A 20,413-nucleotide genomic window follows, 5' to 3' on the forward strand; every position below is an offset into this window, starting at 1 on the left:
GTCAGAACGGAGTTTGGCCCCCTCATGAAGGGGGCCAAACACATTGAAACTGGCGGAGGCGGAGGGATTTGAACCCTCGATGGGGTTTAAGCCCCAAACTCGATTAGCAGTCGAGCGCCATAGACCGGACTAGGCGACGCCTCCATACCGCTCGAACAGGCTACAAGACCCGCCCTCCTGGGACCAATCAGGGTGCGTCGGACGATCCCGAGGTCGTGTCGAGAGGCTTGATGGTGGCCTTCAGATAGACCTGGAGATCGCGTACGAACTGCTCTCGGTCGATGCTGAGGATGGTCACCGGGATCGTGGTGGCGCCACCCTTCTTGAGCCGCAGCTCCAGGCACGGCGTGCCGCCAGGCATGGTGGTCACCGCCTCCTGGATGTCGACCCAGCGGGCTTCGCGCACACCAGCACCTCGCACGAATGCGATCCGGTAGCCCTGGGCGCTGGCGCGCAGGACGTACGCCTTGTTGCGCAGCCACCAGCCGAAGCCGACCACCGCGGCGACGCCGACGACGAGCGGGATGAAGAGCCATGCGAAGTCGATCCGGGCCGCGATCACGACGGCCGTGCCGGCGAAGACCAGGAGCGCCAGGCCGACCATGGCAGCACCGACGAGGCGGGCCTGCACGGTGGGAGCGAGGCGGTAGTAGGTGAGCTCAGCAGATGACACGCTCTCCATTGTGGCCGACACGGGAGCCGAGAGCCGCATCGGCTTGCTCCTTTACGTGACCTAGGTCACAATCTGCTCATGACAGGTGTGCTTCCCAATATGTCGGATGCTCTTCGGGCCCTGGATACCGCTATCGCCGCTCCCCGTCCGGGGGCCAACGTCGGTCTCTGGCGCTGGTCGGTGCGACAGCGCCTCGGGGGCGTGCGTGAGGCGTTGCTGGTCCTCGACACGGGTCAGGAGTGGCACGCCCTCACCGATGTCAGCGCGCTCCGCGACCGCGGCACGCTGCTGAGCAGGCTCGCCGTCCTCGCCGACGACGTACTCGACCGCACCGACCTCGAGGATCTCCTCCTCGAACTGAGGCGGCTGATGATCGACGTGGATCGCCACCTACAGGAAGTCTGAGCAGAGGGGGCGGGATTCGAACCCGCGGTAGGTCTCCCTACGACCGCTTTCAAGGCGGTTCCGATCGGCCACTCCGGCACCCCTCCATGCGCTTGTGGGCGCGTGGGCGAGTCTAATGCGCCTGACGCTCAGGCGCTCAACTCGACGAGAACGTCGCCCTCCTGGACGACGTCGCCGGAGGCGACCTTGACCGCCACCACGGTGCCCGGGGCCTCGGCGAGGACCGGGATCTCCATCTTCATGGACTCCAGGAGCATCACGGTGTCCCCGGCGGCAACCTTGTCCCCGGGCTGCACTCCGACGCTCATGACGTTCGCGACCATCTCGGCAGCGATCGTGGTGGGGGCTCTGCGGTTCATACCCAGAACCTATGGGTTACCGCGTGGTAGCCCTAGCTAGAGAGCGCCTCAGAGCAGCGCGTGGGTGCGGCCGGGCTCGGGGCGGACAGCGCTGGCCTCGTCGGCCTCACGCGCCGCTCGGCGGCCACTGCCGGCGGCGGTCGAGCCGGTGAGCGCGAGGTCGATGCGGATGATGACGAACGCGATCACCAGGCCGATGAGGATGCTGTAGACGACCGAGAGAGCAGCCTCGGCGAGCCCGACATCGGGATTGAGGAAGGTGCTGGCGACCGGCGCGGTGAGCGCGACACCGAAGAGGCAGACCCACCAGCCCTGGCGGCGCCGGGAGCGCATGTGGGTGCCCCAGACCAGCGCCGGGACGCCGAAGAGCGCCTGGATCGGGTGCGGGTAGCCGCCGATGTGGATGCGGCACCAGCGCTGCATGTCATCGACCGAGTCCAACAGGCCGGTGCTGCCGTAGCGGCGCAGCATCTCGGCGTAGATCAGGGTGAGCGCCAGCATCAGGCCGCCGATGCCGACGATGATCGCGCCGCGTCGGCCGAGACCGTGCAGGCCGGCACCGAGGCGGTAGACCGCGAAGAAGGCGATCGCGAGCGAGCAGGCCAGCGTTGCGTACTCGAATCGGGAGACCATCACCACCGGCTCGAATCCGAGCGCGGCGAAGCTTCCGAGAGCGGCGATGCCGACAGCGATAAACGTCTCCCGGATCGTCTTCGGGAAGCGGCGCGACGGCACGGTGGCCATCACCGCGAGGACCGCCGCCACCGATGCGACCAGAACCGCCGCCCCCGTACGCAGCGCCTCGTTGTCCACGAGCACCACGACGAGCCCGGCGACCCCTGCCAGGGAGCCGAAGATCAGCGGGCGGCCACCGGTGCGGTGAGCCAGCGCGAAGGTGTAGGCGGTGCCGACCACGACGGCGCCGAGGCCGCCGAAGATCTCCGGCCCCAGGTCGAAGGCGCTGACCGCGAGGCCGAGCACGCCGACGGCGAGCGCGACCAGCCAGATCGCCCGGATGGTGCCGGCGGTCAGGCTCTCGATGATGCCGAGGCCCGCGCGGGCGGCGCCCGCTCCGGGGACCCGCGGCTGAGCGAGGAACGAGGTCACCTTGGCGGCGGTGGTGGGCCGACCGGAAGCCTCGGTGTCGTAGGGCCCGACGGGATCGTGGACCGGCTCGAGATGGCCGGACTGGTAAGGGTCGGGCTGATAGGCAGGCTGCTGGATGTGGGGCGGCGTCTGCGGCGCCTGCGCCAGACCTGTCGTCCCGAGGTAGGGAACCGGGGTTGAGTAGGCCGGCGCCTGCCATGCACTCGGCGGCGGCGCGGTCGGCCCGCTCAGGGCCGGCTCGGGCTCGGGCCGGAACTCCGGCGCCGGGTAGCCGCCGTAGGAAGGCTCCTCCGGTGCCGTACGCGCAGCACGCTTGCCCGTGTAGCCGTTCGGCTCTTCGAACTGCTCCGGCTCGGCACGCCCGGCGATCCGGCGCCCGCCGCCCGTGGGAGGAGGTTCCTGAGGCGCCTGACGCTCGTCGTACCACGTCTCGTCGGCCCAGCCGTTCTCGCTCCAGCCCTGGCTGTTGCTCTGCCCGCCGAAGGTCTGGCCGGGGTCCTGGCTGGTGTCTTGATAGCCGGTCCAGTCGTCCTCCGCCCACTGGTCATAGGCCAGCGCCTCGCTCGAGGTCGGCTCCACGTAGGCGGGTGTGGGTTCGCTGCGACCGGCTGCACGACGGCCACGCTTGCTCTTGTCAGCGCGACGGCGGGGGGCTCGGTCCATAACAGGCGAGGATACCGGGGAAGGGGTGAACCTAACGAGTCATCGATATCCGTTTACCGCTGTGACGGGGAGTTGTTGACGAGGGTCACATTCTGCGGTTGACCAGGGAGGGGTTGGTGCGACGCGCCTCCTCGAGCACGGCTCGGTCGATCGTCGCGGAGACGATCTCGTCGCCCTCGCCGGCCTCGGCCAGCACGTCGCCGAGAGGGTCGACGACCATCGAGTGACCGCAGTAACGAGGGGCCGACTGGGCCGCCGCCGCGATGAAGACGGTGTTCTCGATCGCGCGTGCTCGCACGAGGGTGCGCCAGTGGTCGACCTTGCGCGGACCGGCCACCCACGCGGCCGGCAGCACGATCAGCTCGGCACCCTCGTCGACCAGCCGCCGCGCGAGCTCGGGGAAGCGCAGGTCGTAGCAGGTCATCAGCCCCGTCGGCACCCCGTCGATGTCGACCACGACCGGCTCGACCTCACCCGCGACCAGAGCGTCGGACTCCTTGTAGCCGAAGGAGTCGTAGAGATGGATCTTCCGGTACGCCGCCTCCGCCCTGCCCCGTACGAGCAGGGTGTTGAACGGCCGGCCCTCGGGGTCGCCGCTGTCCTCGAGCATCCCGGCCACCACCGTGGTCCCACGCTCTCCGGCAACCCGGGACAGCTCGGTCCCGAACGGCCCGTCCTGACTCTCGGCGAAGGAGCTCAGGTCGGATCCCGGCTTGCCGAAGTCCCTGGCGAAGACCTCGGGGAAGACGACCAGGTCGCTGTCGGCGGGCGTCAGCTCGGCCAGGAGAGACCGATTGGCGTCGGGCTCGAGCCCCGAGGCCTGCTGCACGAGACTGATCCGGAGGCTGTTCCAGGTGGTCACGGTTCCAGACTAGGGTCTGCCGTGTGACTGCCTGGGACGAATGGGAGCCGTACGCAGCCGTGCTGCTCGCCGGAGGACGCAGCTCCCGCCTCGACGGGATCGACAAGTCCGGCATCGAGCTCGGCGGTCGCACCATGCTGACCTGGGCGCTGGACGCTGTGGTCGACGCGATGGAGGTCGTCGTCGTGGGCGACCCGGTGCACACCGAGCGCCCGGTGACCTTCGTCCGTGAGGACCCCCGCTTCGGCGGCCCGGTCGCTGCCCTGCTGACCGGCGTCGACGCGTTGCTGACCCCGCGGGAGTACGTCGGGGTGATCGCCGTCGACATGCCCTTCCTGCGCCCGCGGACGCTGTCGCGGCTCCGAGAGGCGGCGTTCGGTCGCGACGGTGCCATGCTCGTCGGGCCCGACGAGCGCCGCCAGCTGGCCCTGGTCCTCTCCGCCGCACGGCTCGCCGAGGTCCGCCCGGACCACGAGGGGCAGCACGGGATGCCAATGCGCAAGCTGCTGGCCGACCTCGATCTCGTCGAGGTCCCCTCGGAGGGCGACGAGCACCGCGACATCGACACCTGGACGGACCTGAAGTCGCTCTAGCCTCCTAGTGTTGAGGCATGCGAGCCGTCGTAGCCGAGCAGCCCGGAGGGCCCGAGGTCCTCACCGTCACCGACCGTCCCGACCCGGAGCCGGCAGCTGGTGAGGTCGTGATCGACGTCGCCGCTGCGGGCCTCAACCGGGCCGACCTGCTGCAGCGGCAGGGCTTCTACCCGCCGCCGAAGGGCGCCAGCGACATCATCGGGATGGAGTGCAGCGGCGTGATCTCCGCGGTCGGCGAGGGCGTCGAGGAGTGGCAGGTGGGCGACGAGGTGTGCGCGCTCCTGGCCGGCGGAGGCTACGCGACGAAGGTCGCCGTCCCGTCCGGGCAGGTGATGCCGGTGCCCGAGGGCGTCGACCTGGTCACCGCCGCGGCGCTCCCCGAGGTCACCACCACCGTGTGGTCCAACGTGTTCATGGTCGGCGGCCTGACGCCCGACGAGACGTTCCTGGTCCATGGCGGCGCCGGCGGGATCGGCACCATGGCGATCCAGCTCGCCAGCCAGATCGGCGCACGGGTGATCACCACGGTCGGCTCGGCCGAGAAGGCCGAGCTCGCCAAGTCGCTCGGTGCCGAGGCGGTCATCAACTACAAGGAACAGGACTTCGTCGAGGTCGCCAAGGTCTACGGCGGCGCAGACGTCATCCTCGACAACATGGGCGCGAAGTACCTCGCCCGCAACATCGAAGCCCTCAACCCCGAGGGCCGCCTGGTCATCATCGGCATGCAGGGCGGCACCAAGGCCGAGCTCGACATCAACGCCCTGCTCCGCAAGCGGGCCGCGGTGATCGCCACGAACCTCCGCGGCCGCCCGGTCGAGCAGAAGGCGACCATCTGCGCCGAGGTCGTCGAGCGCATCTGGCCGATGGTCGAGGCCGGCGACGTGAAGGCGGTCGTGCAGGACGTACTTCCGCTGGCGGAGGCCGCCGAGGCGCACCGGCTCATGGAGTCCGGCACGCACACCGGCAAGATCCTTCTGACCACCGGACGCTAGGTAGGGTTGAGCGCATGACGCAGGAGCAGACCGGGGAAGTCGTGGTCATCGGACCCGACGGGCAGCCGATCGCGGTGCCCGCCGACGTACTCAAGGACGCCACCGCGCCGGAGTCCGACGGGGACGAAGAGCGCGATGTGACCGACCTCGTGGAGCAGCCCGCGAAGGTGATGCGGATCGGTTCGATGATCCGCCAGCTGCTCGAGGAGGTGAAGGCCGCCCCGCTCGACGAGGCCTCCCGCAACCGGCTCCGTGAGATCCACCAGGCCTCGATAAAGGAACTCGAGTCCGGGCTCGCACCCGAGCTGGTCGAGGAGCTGGAGCGGCTCTCGCTGCCGTTCGCCGAGCAGCAGACCCCGTCCGAGGGCGAGCTCCGGATCGCGCAGGCTCAGCTGGTCGGCTGGCTCGAGGGCCTCTTCCACGGCATCCAGACGGCCATCTACGCCCAGCAGGTCGCCGCGCGCGCCCAGTTCGAGCAGATCCGCAAGGGTCTGCCGCCGGGCGTGAGCCTCTCCCCCGAGGGTCAGCCGGCCCCCGGTCAGGGCGGGCCGCAGCAGGACGGCCAGCACGACCACGGCGACTCCTCCGGCGGGCTCTACCTCTAGGCACGGACGAACACCACCGGTGCCGATACGGCATCGACCATCTCGCGGGTGCCGCGGACGACGGCGCAGGCGAAGCCGACCCGGCGTCGCGGCTGGGGCATGGTGACGGGCGCGACCTAGCGGTCCGGGAGGGCATCACGCAGCTCGCGACGCGACGTGATCCCGAGCTTGCCGAAGACCTTGCGCAGGTGCCACTCGACCGTGCGGGCACTGATGTAGAGCTCGCTGCCGATCTGCTGGTTGGTGCGGCCGTCGCGCGCCATGTGGGCGATCTGGCTCTCCTGCGCCGTGAGGTCGTTGAGGGTGTCCGCGGTCCGTTTGCGGACCTTCTCACCGGTGGCGAGCAGCTCGTGTCGGGTGCGTTCGGCGAAGCCGTCGGCTCCCATCGCCGCGAAGTCCTCGAAGGCGGCCTTGAGGTGGACGCGTGCATCACCGCGCCGTCGTTCACGGCGCAGCCATTCGCCGAACAGCAGCCGCGTGCGGGCCAGCTCGAAGCGCAGACAGGTGCGCTCGAGGCGCTCGACCGCCTCGACGTAGGACCGCTCCGCCACGTCGCCCTCCGCGACCAGGGCCCGCGAGCGCGCGAGCAGCCCGGCCGCCCAATCCGAGTCGGGGACCTCGGCGTAGGCCCCCAGCCGCTCCAGCGCTGTCGTCGCAGCGTCCATCGAGCCGCTGCGTACGGCCGCCTCGACCAGGTCGGGCAGGGCCTGGGCCGTGAAGGGCCCGAGATTGCCGGCGCCGGCACGCGCTGCCGCCTCGTACGCCCTCTCATAGTGGCCGAGGCCGAGGTGGAGCAGCGCCGTGGCGCGCTCGGTGATCTGCAGACCGAGGCCTTCGCCACGGGCAGTCGCCTCGACGGCGGCTGATGCGATGACCGGCGCCGCCTGGATGACGTCGCCCTGGTAGGCCAGCAGGAACAGCTCGCCGTACGACGCCCGTTGGGTCCCGGTGACCTCTTTGACCCGTTGCTCCTCGAGGCCGAGGTCGCGGGCCTGGTCGACGTCGCCACGCCAGAGCGCGACGACGCGGTGGGCGTTGAGTGCGTTGGCCAACGGCGCGAGCGCACCGGCCGCGCGGGCCAGCTCGACGTGTCGGCTGGTCGCGGTGTCCCAGGCCTCGAAGTCCCACAGCGACAGGGCGGCGTTGGCGACCAGTACGCCGCGGTGCAGGAAGACGTCGGCGGGGACGTCTCCACCGAGGTAGGACGTCACCGCCTCGCGAAGCAGGGGTGCCGCCGCTGCCGTCCCGTCCGAGACCAGGGTGGCCAGGCCGGGGCCGAGCGCATCTCGCGGGGTGGTCGTGCTCGGGGAAGGTGCGGAGCAGGCGGCCCGCGAGACCACGGCCAGGTCACCGTCCGGGTCGGCCAGGGCACCGGCGACCAGGGCTGCTCCCCATGCATCCAGGTAGGTCTCGCGCGCCAGGTGCGGGTCGAGGGGTTCGAGTCGTCGGGCGGCCCTGGCAAGCGCCGCGGGAGCGTCGCTGCCGGACTTGGCTGCCCGGCCGGTGAGCGCGCGCACGAGGTCGGCGCGGGCACGCTGGAGGTCGTCGACGGCGTCGGCCTCCGCCTCGGCGGAGAGCGCGAGCGCCGCTTCGTACCTGCCTGCGTCGAGGTTGGCCTGTGCCGCGGCGAGGGTCCGCTCGGCTCGTTGCCGAGGATCGGCGGTGAGGGATGCGGCGCGCTGCAGGAAGGACGCTGCTGCCGCCACTCCCCCGCGGGCGCGGGCGCGGCCGGCGGCCTCGTGGAGGGCGTCCGCGATCCTGTCGTCCGTCCCGGTGGTCGCCGCCGCGAGGTGCCAGATCCTGCGTTCCGGCTCGGTCCCGGCGTCGAGGGCCGCGGCCAGGGCGGCGTTGACCTCACGTCGTTGCTCGGGCGTCCCCGCGGCGTAGGCCGCGCTGCGCATCAGTGGGTGGCCGAAGCGGGCCCGCCCTCCGACCTCGAAGAGCCGCTCCTCATCGGCCGGCTCCGAGTCGGCGGGGGTGAGTCCCATCGAATGCGCTGCCCGCCACAGCACGGTGGCGTCGCCCGTGGGTTCGGCCGCGGCGAGGAGAAGGAGCCGGCGGGTCGGGTCGGGGAGGGCGCGGATGCGCCGGACGTAGTGGTCGTGCAGATTGCCGGGATGTATCGCGGGGAACGCGAACCCGCCCATCAGCTCGGAAGTGCCTCGCTGCGCCAGCTCCAGCAGGGCCAACGGGTTGCCGCGGGTCTCGGCGACGATCCGGTCTCGGACCCGGCTGTCGAGATGGCCGGGGAGTGCGGACGCCAGCAGGTCGATCGCCTCGTCGTGCCCGAGCCCGGAGAGGTGGAGAGCGGGGATGCCGGCGAGCAACTGCTCCGCCGCGGGCTCGCGGACGGCGAACACCAGCAGCGCCGACTCGGCGGCCAGCCGCCTGGCCACGAAGCCGAGGACCTGGATCGACGGCTCGTCGATCCACTGGGCGTCATCCACCACGCAGAGGACGGGCTGCCCGGCCGCCGCCTCCGACAGGAGACCGAGGACCGCCAGTCCGACGACGAACTTGTCCGGAGCAGGTCCCACGACGTGCCCGAACGCCACCTGCAGGGCCTGCTCCTGGGGATCAGGGAGCTTGGGGAGCAGGTCGAACATCGGGGCGCAGAGCTGGTGCAGGGCGGCGAACGGCAGCTCCAGCTCGGACTCCGTCCCGGTCACTACCGCGACCCGGCACGCGCTCGCGCGGTCGGAGACATAGTCCAGCAGGGTCGTCTTGCCGATGCCGGCCTCACCTCTCAGCACGAGGGCACCGCCCTCGCCGTTGCGAAGGCGGTGCAGCGCGTCGTCAAGCCGGTCCCGCTCCTTCGTACGACCGCGAAAGGCGGTGATCCGTACGCCCATTGCGCCACCATAAGGCTTGAGGACCACCGCCGTCGCGGGTATCGCACTCCTCCTGCTACCCGGCCTGATCGGCGAGGAGCTGCGAGCTCACGGGCGGGATCATCAGGTCGCTGTCGTCGTTGGCGACGAGGGTCGGCTGGGTGAGGCCGTCCTCGCGGGTCACTCGGGCAGCGGCTCGCCGCGAAACTCGGCGAACATGTAGGCCGCGTACCACTCGGGCCAGGCCTCGTCGTACTCACCGCCGTTGCGGGCCTCGTGCTCGCCGTGGGCGGTCGCCGCCCGCTTGAGGGCCTCCGCCAGGTCGCTCGCCGTGGCGTACGACGTCGCGGTGGCGTCGATCCGCCCGGGGAGTCGAGTGGTGACCTCCTGGAGCAGGAAGGTGTTGCCGTCCGGGTCCGCGAAGGACGCGAACGACCCGTAGCTCGCGCGGTCGTCGGCCGCGCCGGCCAGGCGTCCGTCACCGGAGAGCGGCCGGAACTGGGCGCCGGGGACGTCGGGGTGGAAGACGTCGCTGACGTCGACGCCCTGGGCTTCGAGAGCGTCGCGCGCCTTCTGGACATCGGAGACGACCAGGTAGAGCCCCTCGGCCGTGCCCGGCTCCGCGGTGGTGATGTTGGTGCCGAACTGGATCGACGCGGGCGAGCCCGGGGGCGTGAACTGCACGACCCGGAAGCCGTTGTCGAACTCGAAGTCGGCGTCTTGGCGCCAGCCCAGACCGTCGTAGAACTTCTTCGACCGGTCCACGTCGGCGACCGGGATGACGACTGCCTCGAGCTTCAGCGCCGTGGCTGCAGTGGTGGTGTTCATTGCTTGGCACTCCTTCTTCTGGTCGGCGGGATTGCCGACATCTCCGAGAGTGCGCTCTCGCCGGGGCGGTCGAACCAGGGGTGATCCCTGGTCGACCCCCCGGTGTGGTCAGGCCGTTCGTCCTGGGTCAGTCGAGCAGGGCGCGAAGCACGGTCTGCAGTCCGCGGTGGGCGGTCGGGTAGGCGAAGTGCATGTCCGCCAGGGTCGCGATCGGGACCTCGGCGTGGACTGCGGTGGCCACCATGGCGAGGATCTCGCCCCCTGCCGCCCCGATGACGGTGCCGCCGACGAGGACGCCTCGGTCGGCGTCGGCGACGAGCTTGATCGGTCCCGGGTCCTCGGCGATCCAGCCGCGGGTGCCGAGGTCACCGGTCGCCGTACGCACCGTGATGCCTCGCTCGCGCGCGCCGGCCTCGGAGAGGCCGACAGAGCCGACCTCGGGGGCGGTGAAGGTGACCCGCCCGACCGCCCGGTAGTCCGCCAACGGCCCGTCGACGCCGGTGAGGTCACGGATCACGACGTCGGCCTGGTACATCGACACGTGGGTGAAGGCGCCCCTGCCGGTGATGTCGCCGACGGCCCACACACCATCGGCGACCCGCATCCGCTCGTCCGGATCGAGGACCCTGGCCTGCGGGTCGAGGCCGACGTGCTCCAGGCCCAGATCACCCAGGTTCGCACGGCGTCCGGCGGCGACCAGCAGCCGCTCGGCGGTGACCGCACCCTCGCCGAGGTCGAGCGTGAACTCGGCGCCGTCATAGGAGGCCTGCTGGGCGCGGGCCTCCGTGAGCACGGTGATCCCGGCGTCCTCGAACGCCCGCTGGATCGCAGCCGAGGCCTCGGGCTCCTCGGGCGGGAGAAGCCGGTCGGATGCCTCGAGGACCGTCACCCGGACACCGAAGGTGGCAAACACCTGGGCGAGCTCGCAGCCGATCGCCCCACCACCCAGGACCGCGAGCGATGCCGGGAGCTCGGTCAGCCGGACGGCGTCGCGGTTGGTCCAGTAGGGCGTGTCGGCGAGCCCGGGAACCGGCGGCGCGGCCGGCGACGTGCCGGTGTTGAGCACGATGCCCCGCGTCGCGACGTACGACGTCTCCGTGCCGTCGTCGGCGGTGACCGTGACCGTGCGCGGCCCGGTGATCCGCCCACGTCCCCGGGCGAAGGCGCCGCCCGCGGCGACCAGCCGGTCGACGGCGACCTGGTCGTTCCAGTCGTCGGTCGCCTCGTCGCGGATCCGGTCGGCGACCGGCTTCCAGTCCGCGGTGACGGTGGCGGAGCCCGCACGCCCCTCGACCAGACGTGCGTCACGGAGCTTCTGCGCGGCGTGCACCATCATCTTGGTCGGGATGCAGCCGAAGTAGGGGCACTCGCCACCGACCAGCCGCTCGTCCACACCGACGACGCGTAGGCCCGCCCGGGCCAGGCTCCCGGCGACGTGCTCGCCGCCCGGTCCGAGGCCGATCACCACGACGTCGCACTCGATCGCTTCGCTCATGACCGAACTCCATCAGACCGGCCGCCCGTTGTCACCCATCTTCCTCGACGAGAGTCCGACCCGGGTGCCGACCCGGGGGTGACCCTGGTGTGAGGCCCGTGGGTGGGCCGCAGTCTGAAGGAGAACCAACCCCTCACCTTCCACCCTTCAGGAGACCACCATGTCCACCTCACCCATCAACCCGCGCCACCTCACCGTCGACGGTGTCCGGATCCGCTACGCGGAGAGCGAACCGAACGGCGAGCACGGTCTGCTGCTCAGCCCCTGGCCCGAGAGCATGTACGCCTTCGAGCCGATCTGGTCGCGGCTGGCGCGCGAGCACCACCTGGTCGCCGTCGACCTCCCCGGCTTCGGCGGGTCCGAGTCGCGTCCGGACCTGTTCACGCCGAGTGCGATGGGCGACTTCCTCGTCGGGGTGCTCGACACGCTGGGCCTCGACCGCGTGCACGTCGTCGGCCCCGACATCGGCACCAGCGCGGCGCTGTTCGCGGCGGCCGCTGCCCCCGAGCGGTTCCAGAGCATCGTCATCGGCAGCGGCGGGTCGTCGGTCCCGCTCGAGCTGGGCGAGCCCCTCACGACGTGGGTCGCCGCGACCGACCTGACGCCCTACCAGGACGGGAGGTCGATCATCGAGTTCGTCCTCGAGAACATCTTCCCCGCCTCGCCGCTGCCGGAGCACGTGCGCGAGGACTACCTCGCCTCGTACGACGGCACCCGGTTCGCGGAGTCGATGGCTTACGTACGGTCCTACCCGACCGAGCTGGTCACGCTGCGCGACCGGCTGCCCGACATCCACACCCCGGTGCGGCTGATCGCCGGTCGTGACGACACCTCGATCCCGCCGTCCAACGCCGAGTTCCTCGCCGACCGGCTGCCGAATGCCAAGCTGGACATCGTCGACGCGGGCCACTTCGTGTGGGAGCAGAACCCGGCGGCGTACGTCACCCACGTCCTTGACTGGTGGGCCGAGCACCGCAGCGAGCGTCAGGACGGGTGAGCTGGCCGACGTTGCCCCGGACAACCAGTTCACGGCAACGGCCCGCCGGCGAGAGCAACGACGACGCCAACCCCTGCCGCGAGCAGCAGCGTGAGGACCACCCCACGCTTGAACAGCAGCAGGAGTACGCCGGCGGCAGCCAGCACCACCCACTGCCACCACTCGCTCGTGGCCAGCGCCAGCGGGACCGCGGAGCCGAGGATGGCACCGATCGCGGCCGGGCCGGCGCCGTCGAGGAAAGCGCGGGCCAGCGGCGAGGAGCGCAACGCCTCGAAGTGACGCCCGCCGGCGATGATCATCACGAACGACGGCCCGAACGCGATCACGGCAGCACCGAGCGCCCCGAGGAGTCCGGCGGCCGCGAAGCCGACGACCGCGACGGTGTGGACGACCGGGCCCGGGGTGATCTGCCCGAGCGCGACCGCGTTGAGGAACTCGGCGTCGCTCATCCAGCCGTAGCGCTCGACGGCGTCGGACTGCATCAGCGGGATGATCACGAACCCGCCGCCGTACGACAGCGCGCCGACCTTGAAGGCCGTCCACGCCAGCGGCGCCCCCACCGCGGCGGTGAGCGCTCCTTGGGCCAACAAGGGCAGGGTGAGGACGGACTGGAAGGAGTTCGTACGCCACGGCCTCCGCAGCGCCACCTCGACGAGCCCGGCGCCCACGAGCACGAGGACCACCCAGGCCCCGGTGGTCGCGGCGGCGACGGTGCCGACGACGCCGTAGAGGATCCATCGCGGACGCGACGGGGTCCGCTCGTAGGAAGACGGCACCAGCGCCCACCCGGCCGCGACCGCGACCGCGGCGACAGCCGCACCGGCACCAGCGCCCGCGCCCAGCACCCACGCGGGCGGGTCGCCCAGGAACAGCGCGGCCAGGGCGAGGATCAGCACCAGCCCCGGCAGGATGAACGCGAGCCCTCCGACCAGCGCGCCGAGCGCTCCACGGACCCGCCAGGCAGTGAAGATCGCGAGCTGTGTCGAGGAGGGTCCGGGGAGCAGGTTGCAGGTCGCGATCGCGTCCTCGAACTCCTCCGGCTCCACCCAGCCCCGGCGCTCGACCACGGTCTCGCGCAGCAGGCGGATGTGGGCGGGCGGACCGCCGAACCCGATGACGCCGATCCGGCCCCACTCCCGAGCGATCTCCACCAGCGTGGTCATGACGCGCAGCGTACGGGCTGAGCGCAATGTTCCTCAGATGTGGATCTTTCGTAACTCCAAAGTGGCGAAAAGCCGCGTCATGACCTGCTCATGACCCCGTTTCTCTCACGTGAAGGCCGCCGGACAACGGACGGCCAGCGCCGTCCGAGAAGAGGAACACCATGGCTACCACCACGATCACCGCACGTCACCGCAGTGACCTGACCGCCGTCGAGTCGCTCCGCAACAACGTCCTCGACGCCGTCCGCAGCCTCCGCAAGCCCGACCCGTCCGAGCACAAGCACCGCGGCGGGATGCCGCCCGCGGTCGGCACCACGATGTTCGGCATCGCCGCCGTGGCAGCTACCGGCATCGTCGCACTCGGCGCATTCCGCTGATCATGCGCCTACATCTTCGGTCCGTCGTACACAGCCTGATGCTGTGGGTGGACGCCCTGGGCCTACTGAGGGGGAGGGCCAGGGCGCGGTCGGGGGGCCGCACCACGGACTGAGTGTCGTCGCACGAGCGGATCGGGGGATTCACGCTCGGGCAGACGGCACGTGCGAGGGATCTCGTCGTATCGAGGGATAGCGACCAGATCTCGCAAGACCGCAGCCGACCATCCGAGGGGGATGGTCGGCTGCGGCGCGTCTAGAGCCAGGGCGTCAGGCCGGGACCGTCGACTCCTCCACCCATCCGCCGTCGGCAGGATCGGAGGCGGGCGCGTCGCGGCGTACGTCGGCGTCCTTCCACAGGTCGAGGAGCACCGCCGGCCAGATCTCCTCATCGGTCACCGCGAGCTCCGCACGCGTCCACCAGCGGTGCTCGGCCATGGTGAGCAGCTCCTCCTCCGTGTGGCCGGCGGTGGAGACCTCGAAGGCCGGCACCCAGCACGCGTAGAAGACGTCCTCCTGGTCGATGACCACGTCGCTGTAGCCGTGCACGACGGTGCGCCGCATCGTCGGGCCGACCAGCTCGGCCTCGGTGACGCGGAGGCCGGTCTCCTCCTCGACCTCGCGCACTGCGGCGATTCGCTCGCTCTCGCCCGGATCGATGCCGCCGCCGGGGGTGATCCACCAGCGCGCTCCGGGGATGCCCGGGTCGGAGTCGGCGAAGAGCAGGATCCGGTCGCGGTCGTCGATCAGGAGCACGCGAGCAGTGCTACGGGTGCGGCGTGGCCGCTCCGCCGGCGGGACCGGGACGAAGGTGCGGGGTGAGTCTTCCTCGGATGCCATGGCGCCATCCTCACCCACGTGGCGCGTACATGATCACGCCCATCCCGGCCAGGCACAGGGCCGCGCCGGCGATGTCCCAGCGGTCGGGCCGGTAGCCGTCCATCGCCATCCCCCAGGCGATCGAGCCGACGACGAAGACACCGCCGTACGCAGCCAGGATCCGCCCGAAGTGGGCATCGGGCTGCAGCGTGGCGACGACGCCGTAGAGGCCGAGCGCGATGAACCCGGCGCCCACCCAGAGCCAGCCGCGATGCTCCCGCAGCCCCTGCCAGACCAACCAGGCGCCACCGATCTCGGCGACCGCGGCCAGCGCGAAGAGCAGGAGCGAGCGGAGGATCAAAAGCCGTCGCCGATCAGGTGCGCACCGCCCAGCGGGTCGTTGTTCCACGAGATCGTCGTCCAGCCCTCCTCCAGGCTGCCCTCGACGACCGCGAGGCCGGTGTTGCGGATGCGGTTGTCATCGCCGAAGGCGGGCGACTGCGTGGTGCGCAGCCCGGTCCACATCCGGATCGCGGCGCCGTGGGAGACGATCGCGACGGTGTCATCGGGCTCGTGCTGCTTGACCACCGCCTGCACGGCGGCGTCGTAGCGCGCCAGGAACTCATGGCCCGCCTCGCCGCCCGGGACCGGGGTCTCGAGCGTGCCGCGGATCCAGTCTGCGAGCGCCTCGAGATAGGCCGTCACGGACTCCTTGTCGGTGGCCATCTCCAGGTGGCCGGCGCTGATCTCCTCGAACCCCTCCTGCACGACGACCGGCATCCCGAGCCGGTTGGCGAGCGGCTCGGCGGTCAGCTGCGTACGCAGCAGCCGGGAGGCGTACAGACCCGCGATCCGCTCCCCCGCCAGCGCATCCGGCACCGCCGCGGCCTGGGAGAGTCCGAGCTCGGTCAACCCCGCTCCTGGGAAGGCAGTATCAAGCGCCCCCGAGACGTTGCTCGGGGTCTGGCCGTGTCTGATCAGCAGAAGTCTCATATGCCGGTAAGGGTACGGGACCCACCGCGCCCGAAGTCACGGACTAATGTGAATCCGGACGAACGACTTCCGGGAGCCGCCACGATGGGACATGACGAGAGCCCGACCGCTCGGGCACTGCTCACCCTCGAGCTGCTGCAGTCCTCCCCCGGCATCACCGCGGAGCGGCTGGGCGAGAGGCTGGGGGTCACCGAACGAGCTGCCCGGCGCTATGTCGCGATCCTGCGGGAGGCGGGGATCCCGGTCGAGTCAGAGCGCGGTCCCTACGGTGGCTATCGGCTCGGCCGCGGGATGCGTACGCCGCTGATCTTCACCACCGCGGAGGCGCTCGGCCTGGTGATGGCCCTGCTCGACGGCCACCACGACATCGCCGACGCCACCGGCCCGGTCGGGAGCGCGGTCGGCAAGATCGGTCGGGTACTGCCCGAGTCGCTGTCGCAGACCGTGGCCGCGGTGCGGCGTACGATCTCGGCCGTCCCCGACCAGAGCGCCGTCTCGCCCGACCCGGACATCACCACCAGCCTGGTCCAGGCCTGCGACTCCCGGCGGCGCACCACCATCGCCTACACGACCGAGAACGGCAACGAGCGCAAGATGGTCGTCGACCCGTGGGCGGTCGTCGTACGCCACGCCCGCTGGTATCTCCTCTGCTGGTCGCACACCGCCGACGCGCGGCGGGTGCTCAGGGCCGACCGGATAGGCGCCGTCGACATCGAGGAGACGAGCTTCGTACGTCCCGAGATCGACCCCGTCACCGAGGTCGAGGAGCACCTCGGCGAGGGCTGGGCCTACGCGGTCGAGGTCGTCTTCGACGCCCCGTTCGCGCAGGTCGACCGCTATCTTCCGCGCGTCCTGGGCCGCCTCGAGCCCATCGACGACGGCCACTGCCGTCTCATCGGGAGCACCAACAGCCCGGAGTGGTACGCCCAGGAGCTCGCCCGTCGCGCCGTTCCCTTCCGGGTGGTCGAAGGCGACGAGGTACGCCGCTGCGTAGCCATCCTCGGCCAGCGACTCCTCGACGCCGTCGAGCGCTGACCAACGGCGTCAACTGAGGCGCGCGGGGAGGTGCGAGTAGCCGCGGAGGATGCGGGTGGGGTGGCGCTCGCGGTCGCCGACGAGCTCGAGGCCGGGGAAGCGCTCGAAGAGGAGCCGGAGGCCGATCTCGCCCTCCATCCGGGCCAGGGCGGCACCGAGGCAGAAGTGGCGGCCGCTGGAGAAGGAGAGGTGGTCGCGGGCGTTCTCGCGCGTGACGTCGAAGGTGTGCGGGTCGGTGAAGACGGCCGGGTCGCGGTTGGCGGCAGCCAGCACGGTGTTGATGATCGTGCCGCGCGGGATCGCCTGGCCGGCGATGGTGGAGTTGCGCCGGGCGACCCGGCCGGTGAGCAGCACCGGTGGGTCTAGCCGCAGGATCTCGTCGGAGGCGTTCGACCACAGGTCGGGCTGCGCCTTGAGCACCTCGAGCTGATCGGGGTTGTCGTGGAGCAGCGCGATGCCGTTGCCGATCAGGTTCACCGTGGTCTCGAAGCCGGCCGCGAAGACGAGCCCGGCGATGGCCCGCAGCTCCCGTTCGCTGAGCCGGTCGCCGTCGTCACGAAGAGCGACGAGCTGGCTGAGCAGGTCGTCACCGGGATGCTCGGCGAGATACTCGAGGTGGCCGCGTAGCCAGGTGTCGAACTCCTCCAGCGAGGCCTCCATGTCCCGGAAGGTGCGCCAGCCCAGCCCGATGTCGAGGCTCAGGGCCGCGCCCTTGCCGAGCTCGAGCATGCGCTCGCGCAGTTCGACGGGGACGCCGAGCACCTCGGAGATCACCGTGATCGGCAGCAGCCCGCAGTAGCGGGTGACCAGATCGACGTCGGCCCCTGACGCGGCCTCCTTCTCCAGGTCATCGAGCAGCTCTCGGGCGATCTCCTCGGTGCGAGCGCGCAGCTTCTCCACCGCACGCACCGTGAAGACTCGGGTGACCAGCTTGCGGTAGCGGGTGTGCTCCGGCGGCTCGGTCGCCAGCAGCGACGGCGGCTGGAGCGGGGCGAAGGCGTCGCTGGCCGACCAGTTCGCCGCCCTCGCCAGCAGACCGGTGCCCGACTCGTCGGGCGCGAAGAACCCGGTGATGAAGTCGTTGCTGGTCAGCACCTCTTTGATGACCTCGTGGTCGACCGCGAGGTGGCTGAACCCGCCCTGGTAGAGCGGCCCACGCGCACGGAACTCCTCGAACAGGTCGACCAGGTCGAAGGTGTGCGACCCAGGTCCGCTGAGGATCAGGTCGCCCTGGAGATCACCCTTCCGGGCGGACCGGACGATGGCGGTACGCGGCAGCCCATGCCCCAGCGCCCAGCGCACGCCCTGCTTGGCGGTGCGCTCCACCGTGCCCAGCGTCCAGCCAAGCGTCCGGCCGGCAATCGTGCGGGTGCCGACGGGCGGCGTGATCTTGAGCGGCATGCGAGACCTCCGAGGCGCAGGAACACGTTCTCATGCAGCGTACGCCGCACCGGAGGCCGCCACATCCGACCGTGGTAGCAATTCAGCGCTTGACGAACTCGCGATCGCCCTTGGGCCAGGAGTGCGTGTAGCCGGTGACCTTCGAGGCGCCCTCGACCCGGACGCTCCACTCCGCGTGCCCGGAGGCGACCGGCTTGACCACGACGAGCTGGTTGGGCTCGGTGATCGTGACCGTACGCGTGAACCGCTCCGGCGCACCCCACGGATCCATCGCGATCGTGGCCGTCACCGGCAGTCTGCTGGTGTCGATCCGCAGCCCGATGGCCTCGGTCATCGCGATCGCCTCCACCGCCAGCGTCCTGGTCGGCTCGGGCGCCGGCTTCTTGGTCGGCTTGGGCGTCGGAGTGGGCGTTGGGGTTGGGGTGGGCGTCGGGTCGACACGGACCGACGACGCCGACGCGCTCGGCGAGGGCGTCTCGGTGACCTCGTCGCTGGCCCCGGCGCTCGGCTCCGACTGCTGGCTCTGCGGCTCCTTCTGGTCGGAGGAGTCCGGGTCGGAACCGGTCACCACGCCGCGTACGACCTCGTAGATCAGGATCAGCAGGAGGATGGCGATGACGACCAGCACCACCCGGCCGCGACGTGTCATCCGCGACCGCCGATAGGAGGTCGATTCCAGGTGGTGCAGCGGCACCAACGGGCCGGCGACGGCCCGCCTGGCGGGCGGTCCGGCCTTTGGTCCGGCACTTGGTTCAGGCTCTGGCTCGGGTTCGGCTTCTGGCTCGAGCACCGGCGCTGGCGCCGGCGGCGGCTCGGGCTCAGGCTCGGGCTCAGGCTCGGGTGCCGGAGGCGGCACTGGAGGCGCTGCCGGTGGCGGCGCTGGCTCGGGCTCCGGCTCGAACTCGGGCTCCGCCTCGAACTCAGGCTCCGGCTCGGGTTCCGGCGCGGGCTCAGGCGGCTCGGCAGCAGGCGCCGGAACGGCCAGGACAGGCGGGACGTACGGCTCGGGCTCAGGCTCGGGGTCCGGCTCGACGATGCCCTGGATGATCACAGGCCCCGCGCCGGCGGGAAGCCAAGCCGCGCCGGGTACGTCATCGGGCGAGCCGTAGCTCCCGAAGACCTCGAGTGTCTCGACGTCGGTGACCTGCCCGTCGGGATGGACGACCATCCGGACGCGGGCCTCGTCGTCGGTGGCGACGACCTGGACGGGCTTGCGGCTCGGGCCGGCGAGCTGTTCGCGCACGGCACGGATGCCTGCCTGGTGCGGGTCCTCCCCCCACGGACGATCCACCACCAGGCCGTTGAGCGTCGTGACCCCGCGGGTGACGGAGAGGATGGCTGTCTGCTTCCGGGCCATCAGCGGCCTCCGGAAGGGTCAATGCACACGTGTGGGGTCCTCGCGGTGGGGAAGCGGGCAACGGGCTCGGAAAGTGTGTCGTTCAAGCCTCAACAGGGCAACTCACACGCGCAAGCCCTACCCACCAGTTACCGACTTGTCAGCCTGCCTTGTCAGGCGAGCTCGCGAACCCTGTCCTCGAGGAAGTCGTCGAGCATGTCCACCGCGACCGCGTTGGCAGCCTGGATCTTGTCCTGGCTGACACCGCAGATCCGCAGGCACGAGGAAGCGATCGCCCAAGCCTCCGGGCACGTGATCCGCCGGACCGTGTCCTCGGTGATCATCTCGGTGCGCATGTTGATGACGCCTTCGACCTGCTGGATGAGCATGTTGCCCAACTGCTTCAGGCTGACACCCTCCAACACCTTCTCCGAGGCCACCTTGCTGGCGAGATCGGCGTAGGCGGCGGCCAGCTGCTCGTGTTCCTGACGGAACTCGTTGTAGACCTCGCCGTTGGTCACGTCCGGCAGCATGTAGAGCATGCCGACGTTATGCGGCACATCGGCAAGCGTGCGTACGTCGACGAGAACCAGCAGATAAAGGGCCGTCTCATAATCGAGCGGCGGCACCTGGTTGAGGATCTTGTCGACCTTGTCCGTGGTCGGACGAACCGACTTACGGAGCAGTTCGACGAGGATCTCGTCCTTGCCGGCGAAGTGGTAGTAGAGAGAGGCCTGACGGATGCCGACCTGGTCGGCGATCTCGCGGGTGGACGTCGCCGCGAAGCCCTGGGAGACGAAGAGTCGCGCAGCGGCATCGAGGATCTGTTCACGGGGTGAGGCGGTACCCGAATCGGGCACATGCCTGGGGCGGCCGGGCCGA

21 protein-coding genes and 2 tRNA genes are annotated in these 20,413 nt (G+C 70.6%); 7 read left to right on the forward strand and 16 right to left on the reverse strand.

From position 1 onward, the window contains the following. Positions 1–50 precede the first annotated feature (50 nt). Together AB0F44_RS22740 and AB0F44_RS22745 are read right to left on the reverse strand one after the other, a co-directional pair. Positions 51–144 (reverse strand) — tRNA-Ser (locus AB0F44_RS22740). A 43-nt stretch (positions 145–187) separates the two neighbouring features. Then, positions 188–682 (reverse strand): hypothetical protein, encoded by a 495-nt coding sequence (locus AB0F44_RS22745; RefSeq protein WP_357358978.1) that lies wholly within the window; start codon positions 680–682, stop codon positions 188–190. Positions 683–751: 69 nt separating this feature from the next. Here AB0F44_RS22745 and AB0F44_RS22750 point away from each other — a divergent pair, with 69 nt between their 5' ends. Beyond that, on the forward strand, positions 752–1,078 hold the full coding sequence (locus tag AB0F44_RS22750) for a hypothetical protein (RefSeq protein ID WP_350660380.1): 327 nt from the start codon (positions 752–754) through the stop codon (positions 1,076–1,078). 1 nt (position 1,079) lies between these two features. Here the strand turns inward: AB0F44_RS22750 and AB0F44_RS22755 are convergent. The 4 genes from AB0F44_RS22755 to AB0F44_RS22770 form a co-directional block, all read right to left on the reverse strand. After that, positions 1,080–1,164, reverse strand: a tRNA-Ser gene (locus AB0F44_RS22755). A gap of 42 nt (positions 1,165–1,206) precedes the next feature. After that, entirely contained in the window at positions 1,207–1,437 is a 231-nt protein-coding gene (locus tag AB0F44_RS22760; protein ID WP_350660382.1) for a biotin/lipoyl-binding carrier protein, read from the reverse strand. A gap of 48 nt (positions 1,438–1,485) precedes the next feature. After that, a complete protein-coding gene (locus tag AB0F44_RS22765; RefSeq protein ID WP_357358946.1) occupies positions 1,486–3,207 on the reverse strand; it encodes a hypothetical protein in 1,722 nt (573 codons plus the stop codon). Positions 3,208–3,292: 85 nt separating this feature from the next. Further along, a complete protein-coding gene (locus tag AB0F44_RS22770) occupies positions 3,293–4,069 on the reverse strand; it encodes a carbon-nitrogen hydrolase family protein (protein WP_357358947.1) in 777 nt (258 codons plus the stop codon). A 23-nt stretch (positions 4,070–4,092) separates the two neighbouring features. Here AB0F44_RS22770 and AB0F44_RS22775 point away from each other — a divergent pair, with 23 nt between their 5' ends. The 3 genes from AB0F44_RS22775 to AB0F44_RS22785 are packed head-to-tail and all read left to right on the forward strand — an operon-like array spanning position 4,093 to position 6,259. After that, complete coding sequence (locus AB0F44_RS22775; RefSeq protein ID WP_357358948.1) at positions 4,093–4,662, forward strand: NTP transferase domain-containing protein; 570 nt, start codon at positions 4,093–4,095, stop codon at positions 4,660–4,662. Positions 4,663–4,679: 17 nt separating this feature from the next. Continuing rightward, positions 4,680–5,654: an NAD(P)H-quinone oxidoreductase gene (locus AB0F44_RS22780; protein ID WP_357358949.1), complete on the forward strand. Its 975-nt coding sequence runs from the start codon at positions 4,680–4,682 to the stop codon at positions 5,652–5,654. A gap of 14 nt (positions 5,655–5,668) precedes the next feature. Beyond that, a complete protein-coding gene (locus AB0F44_RS22785) occupies positions 5,669–6,259 on the forward strand; it encodes a bacterial proteasome activator family protein (protein ID WP_357358950.1) in 591 nt (196 codons plus the stop codon). A gap of 116 nt (positions 6,260–6,375) precedes the next feature. On the opposite strand, the gene AB0F44_RS22790 is transcribed toward AB0F44_RS22785, so the two are convergent. From AB0F44_RS22790 to AB0F44_RS22800, 3 genes are all read right to left on the reverse strand, one after another. After that, positions 6,376–9,111 (reverse strand): AAA family ATPase, encoded by a 2,736-nt coding sequence (locus AB0F44_RS22790; protein ID WP_357358951.1) that lies wholly within the window; start codon positions 9,109–9,111, stop codon positions 6,376–6,378. A 159-nt stretch (positions 9,112–9,270) separates the two neighbouring features. Then, positions 9,271–9,918, reverse strand: coding sequence for a VOC family protein (locus AB0F44_RS22795; protein ID WP_357358952.1), 648 nt, complete (start codon positions 9,916–9,918; stop codon positions 9,271–9,273). Between the two features lie 127 nt (positions 9,919–10,045). Continuing rightward, positions 10,046–11,413: an NAD(P)/FAD-dependent oxidoreductase gene (locus AB0F44_RS22800; protein WP_357358953.1), complete on the reverse strand. Its 1,368-nt coding sequence runs from the start codon at positions 11,411–11,413 to the stop codon at positions 10,046–10,048. A 160-nt stretch (positions 11,414–11,573) separates the two neighbouring features. On the opposite strand from AB0F44_RS22800, the gene AB0F44_RS22805 reads away from it, so the two are divergent. Beyond that, on the forward strand, positions 11,574–12,410 hold the full coding sequence (locus tag AB0F44_RS22805; RefSeq protein WP_357358954.1) for an alpha/beta hydrolase: 837 nt from the start codon (positions 11,574–11,576) through the stop codon (positions 12,408–12,410). 29 nt (positions 12,411–12,439) lie between these two features. On the opposite strand, the gene chrA is transcribed toward AB0F44_RS22805, so the two are convergent. After that, positions 12,440–13,573, reverse strand: a complete 1,134-nt coding sequence (chrA, locus tag AB0F44_RS22810; RefSeq protein WP_357358955.1) for a chromate efflux transporter — start codon at positions 13,571–13,573, stop codon at positions 12,440–12,442. A 161-nt stretch (positions 13,574–13,734) separates the two neighbouring features. Between chrA and AB0F44_RS22815 the strand changes: the two genes are divergently transcribed. Then, positions 13,735–13,950 (forward strand): hypothetical protein, encoded by a 216-nt coding sequence (locus AB0F44_RS22815; RefSeq protein WP_357358956.1) that lies wholly within the window; start codon positions 13,735–13,737, stop codon positions 13,948–13,950. 267 nt (positions 13,951–14,217) lie between these two features. On the opposite strand, the gene AB0F44_RS22820 is transcribed toward AB0F44_RS22815, so the two are convergent. From AB0F44_RS22820 to AB0F44_RS22830, 3 genes are read right to left on the reverse strand one after another with little or no spacing between them, the layout of a single operon-like run. After that, complete coding sequence (locus AB0F44_RS22820) at positions 14,218–14,787, reverse strand: NUDIX domain-containing protein (RefSeq protein ID WP_357358957.1); 570 nt, start codon at positions 14,785–14,787, stop codon at positions 14,218–14,220. 10 nt (positions 14,788–14,797) lie between these two features. Then, a complete protein-coding gene (locus AB0F44_RS22825) occupies positions 14,798–15,127 on the reverse strand; it encodes a YnfA family protein (protein WP_165109609.1) in 330 nt (109 codons plus the stop codon). Next, on the reverse strand, positions 15,124–15,759 hold the full coding sequence (locus tag AB0F44_RS22830; RefSeq protein ID WP_350660396.1) for a histidine phosphatase family protein: 636 nt from the start codon (positions 15,757–15,759) through the stop codon (positions 15,124–15,126). The genes AB0F44_RS22825 and AB0F44_RS22830 overlap by 4 nt, the downstream gene beginning before the upstream one ends. An 84-nt stretch (positions 15,760–15,843) precedes the next feature. Between AB0F44_RS22830 and AB0F44_RS22835 the strand changes: the two genes are divergently transcribed. Beyond that, positions 15,844–16,794: a WYL domain-containing protein gene (locus AB0F44_RS22835; RefSeq protein ID WP_357358958.1), complete on the forward strand. Its 951-nt coding sequence runs from the start codon at positions 15,844–15,846 to the stop codon at positions 16,792–16,794. A 9-nt stretch (positions 16,795–16,803) separates the two neighbouring features. Here the strand turns inward: AB0F44_RS22835 and AB0F44_RS22840 are convergent, their stop codons facing one another. The 3 genes from AB0F44_RS22840 to AB0F44_RS22850 form a co-directional block, all read right to left on the reverse strand. Then, positions 16,804–18,195: a cytochrome P450 gene (locus tag AB0F44_RS22840; RefSeq protein WP_357358959.1), complete on the reverse strand. Its 1,392-nt coding sequence runs from the start codon at positions 18,193–18,195 to the stop codon at positions 16,804–16,806. Positions 18,196–18,277: 82 nt separating this feature from the next. Then, complete coding sequence (locus tag AB0F44_RS22845; RefSeq protein WP_357358960.1) at positions 18,278–19,552, reverse strand: hypothetical protein; 1,275 nt, start codon at positions 19,550–19,552, stop codon at positions 18,278–18,280. A gap of 152 nt (positions 19,553–19,704) precedes the next feature. Beyond that, positions 19,705–20,391, reverse strand: a complete 687-nt coding sequence (locus AB0F44_RS22850) for a helix-turn-helix domain-containing protein (protein ID WP_350660401.1) — start codon at positions 20,389–20,391, stop codon at positions 19,705–19,707. Positions 20,392–20,413 lie beyond the last annotated feature (22 nt).

This window comes from Nocardioides sp. NPDC023903 (assembly GCF_040639295.1).
In the GTDB taxonomy this organism is placed as follows: Bacteria; Actinomycetota; Actinomycetes; order Propionibacteriales; family Nocardioidaceae; genus Nocardioides.

Bases quoted from the DNA above. Each gene is read 5' to 3' on its own strand.
- AB0F44_RS22790 (WP_357358951.1), bottom strand. From the start codon at position 9,111: ATGGGCGTACGGATCACCGCCTTTCGCGGTCGTACGAAGGAGCGGGAC.
- AB0F44_RS22745 (WP_357358978.1), bottom strand. From the start codon at position 682: ATGGAGAGCGTGTCATCTGCTGAGCTCACCTACTACCGCCTCGCTCCC.
- AB0F44_RS22750 (WP_350660380.1), top strand. From the start codon at position 752: ATGACAGGTGTGCTTCCCAATATGTCGGATGCTCTTCGGGCCCTGGAT.
- AB0F44_RS22785 (WP_357358950.1), top strand. From the start codon at position 5,669: ATGACGCAGGAGCAGACCGGGGAAGTCGTGGTCATCGGACCCGACGGG.
- AB0F44_RS22765 (WP_357358946.1), bottom strand. From the start codon at position 3,207: ATGGACCGAGCCCCCCGCCGTCGCGCTGACAAGAGCAAGCGTGGCCGT.
- AB0F44_RS22800 (WP_357358953.1), bottom strand. From the start codon at position 11,413: ATGAGCGAAGCGATCGAGTGCGACGTCGTGGTGATCGGCCTCGGACCG.
- AB0F44_RS22830 (WP_350660396.1), bottom strand. From the start codon at position 15,759: ATGAGACTTCTGCTGATCAGACACGGCCAGACCCCGAGCAACGTCTCG.
- AB0F44_RS22760 (WP_350660382.1), bottom strand. From the start codon at position 1,437: ATGAACCGCAGAGCCCCCACCACGATCGCTGCCGAGATGGTCGCGAAC.
- AB0F44_RS22835 (WP_357358958.1), top strand. From the start codon at position 15,844: ATGGGACATGACGAGAGCCCGACCGCTCGGGCACTGCTCACCCTCGAG.
- AB0F44_RS22795 (WP_357358952.1), bottom strand. From the start codon at position 9,918: ATGAACACCACCACTGCAGCCACGGCGCTGAAGCTCGAGGCAGTCGTC.
- AB0F44_RS22805 (WP_357358954.1), top strand. From the start codon at position 11,574: ATGTCCACCTCACCCATCAACCCGCGCCACCTCACCGTCGACGGTGTC.
- AB0F44_RS22845 (WP_357358960.1), bottom strand. From the start codon at position 19,552: ATGGCCCGGAAGCAGACAGCCATCCTCTCCGTCACCCGCGGGGTCACG.
- AB0F44_RS22780 (WP_357358949.1), top strand. From the start codon at position 4,680: ATGCGAGCCGTCGTAGCCGAGCAGCCCGGAGGGCCCGAGGTCCTCACC.
- chrA (WP_357358955.1), bottom strand. From the start codon at position 13,573: ATGACCACGCTGGTGGAGATCGCTCGGGAGTGGGGCCGGATCGGCGTC.
- AB0F44_RS22815 (WP_357358956.1), top strand. From the start codon at position 13,735: ATGGCTACCACCACGATCACCGCACGTCACCGCAGTGACCTGACCGCC.
- AB0F44_RS22840 (WP_357358959.1), bottom strand. From the start codon at position 18,195: ATGCCGCTCAAGATCACGCCGCCCGTCGGCACCCGCACGATTGCCGGC.
- AB0F44_RS22820 (WP_357358957.1), bottom strand. From the start codon at position 14,787: ATGGCATCCGAGGAAGACTCACCCCGCACCTTCGTCCCGGTCCCGCCG.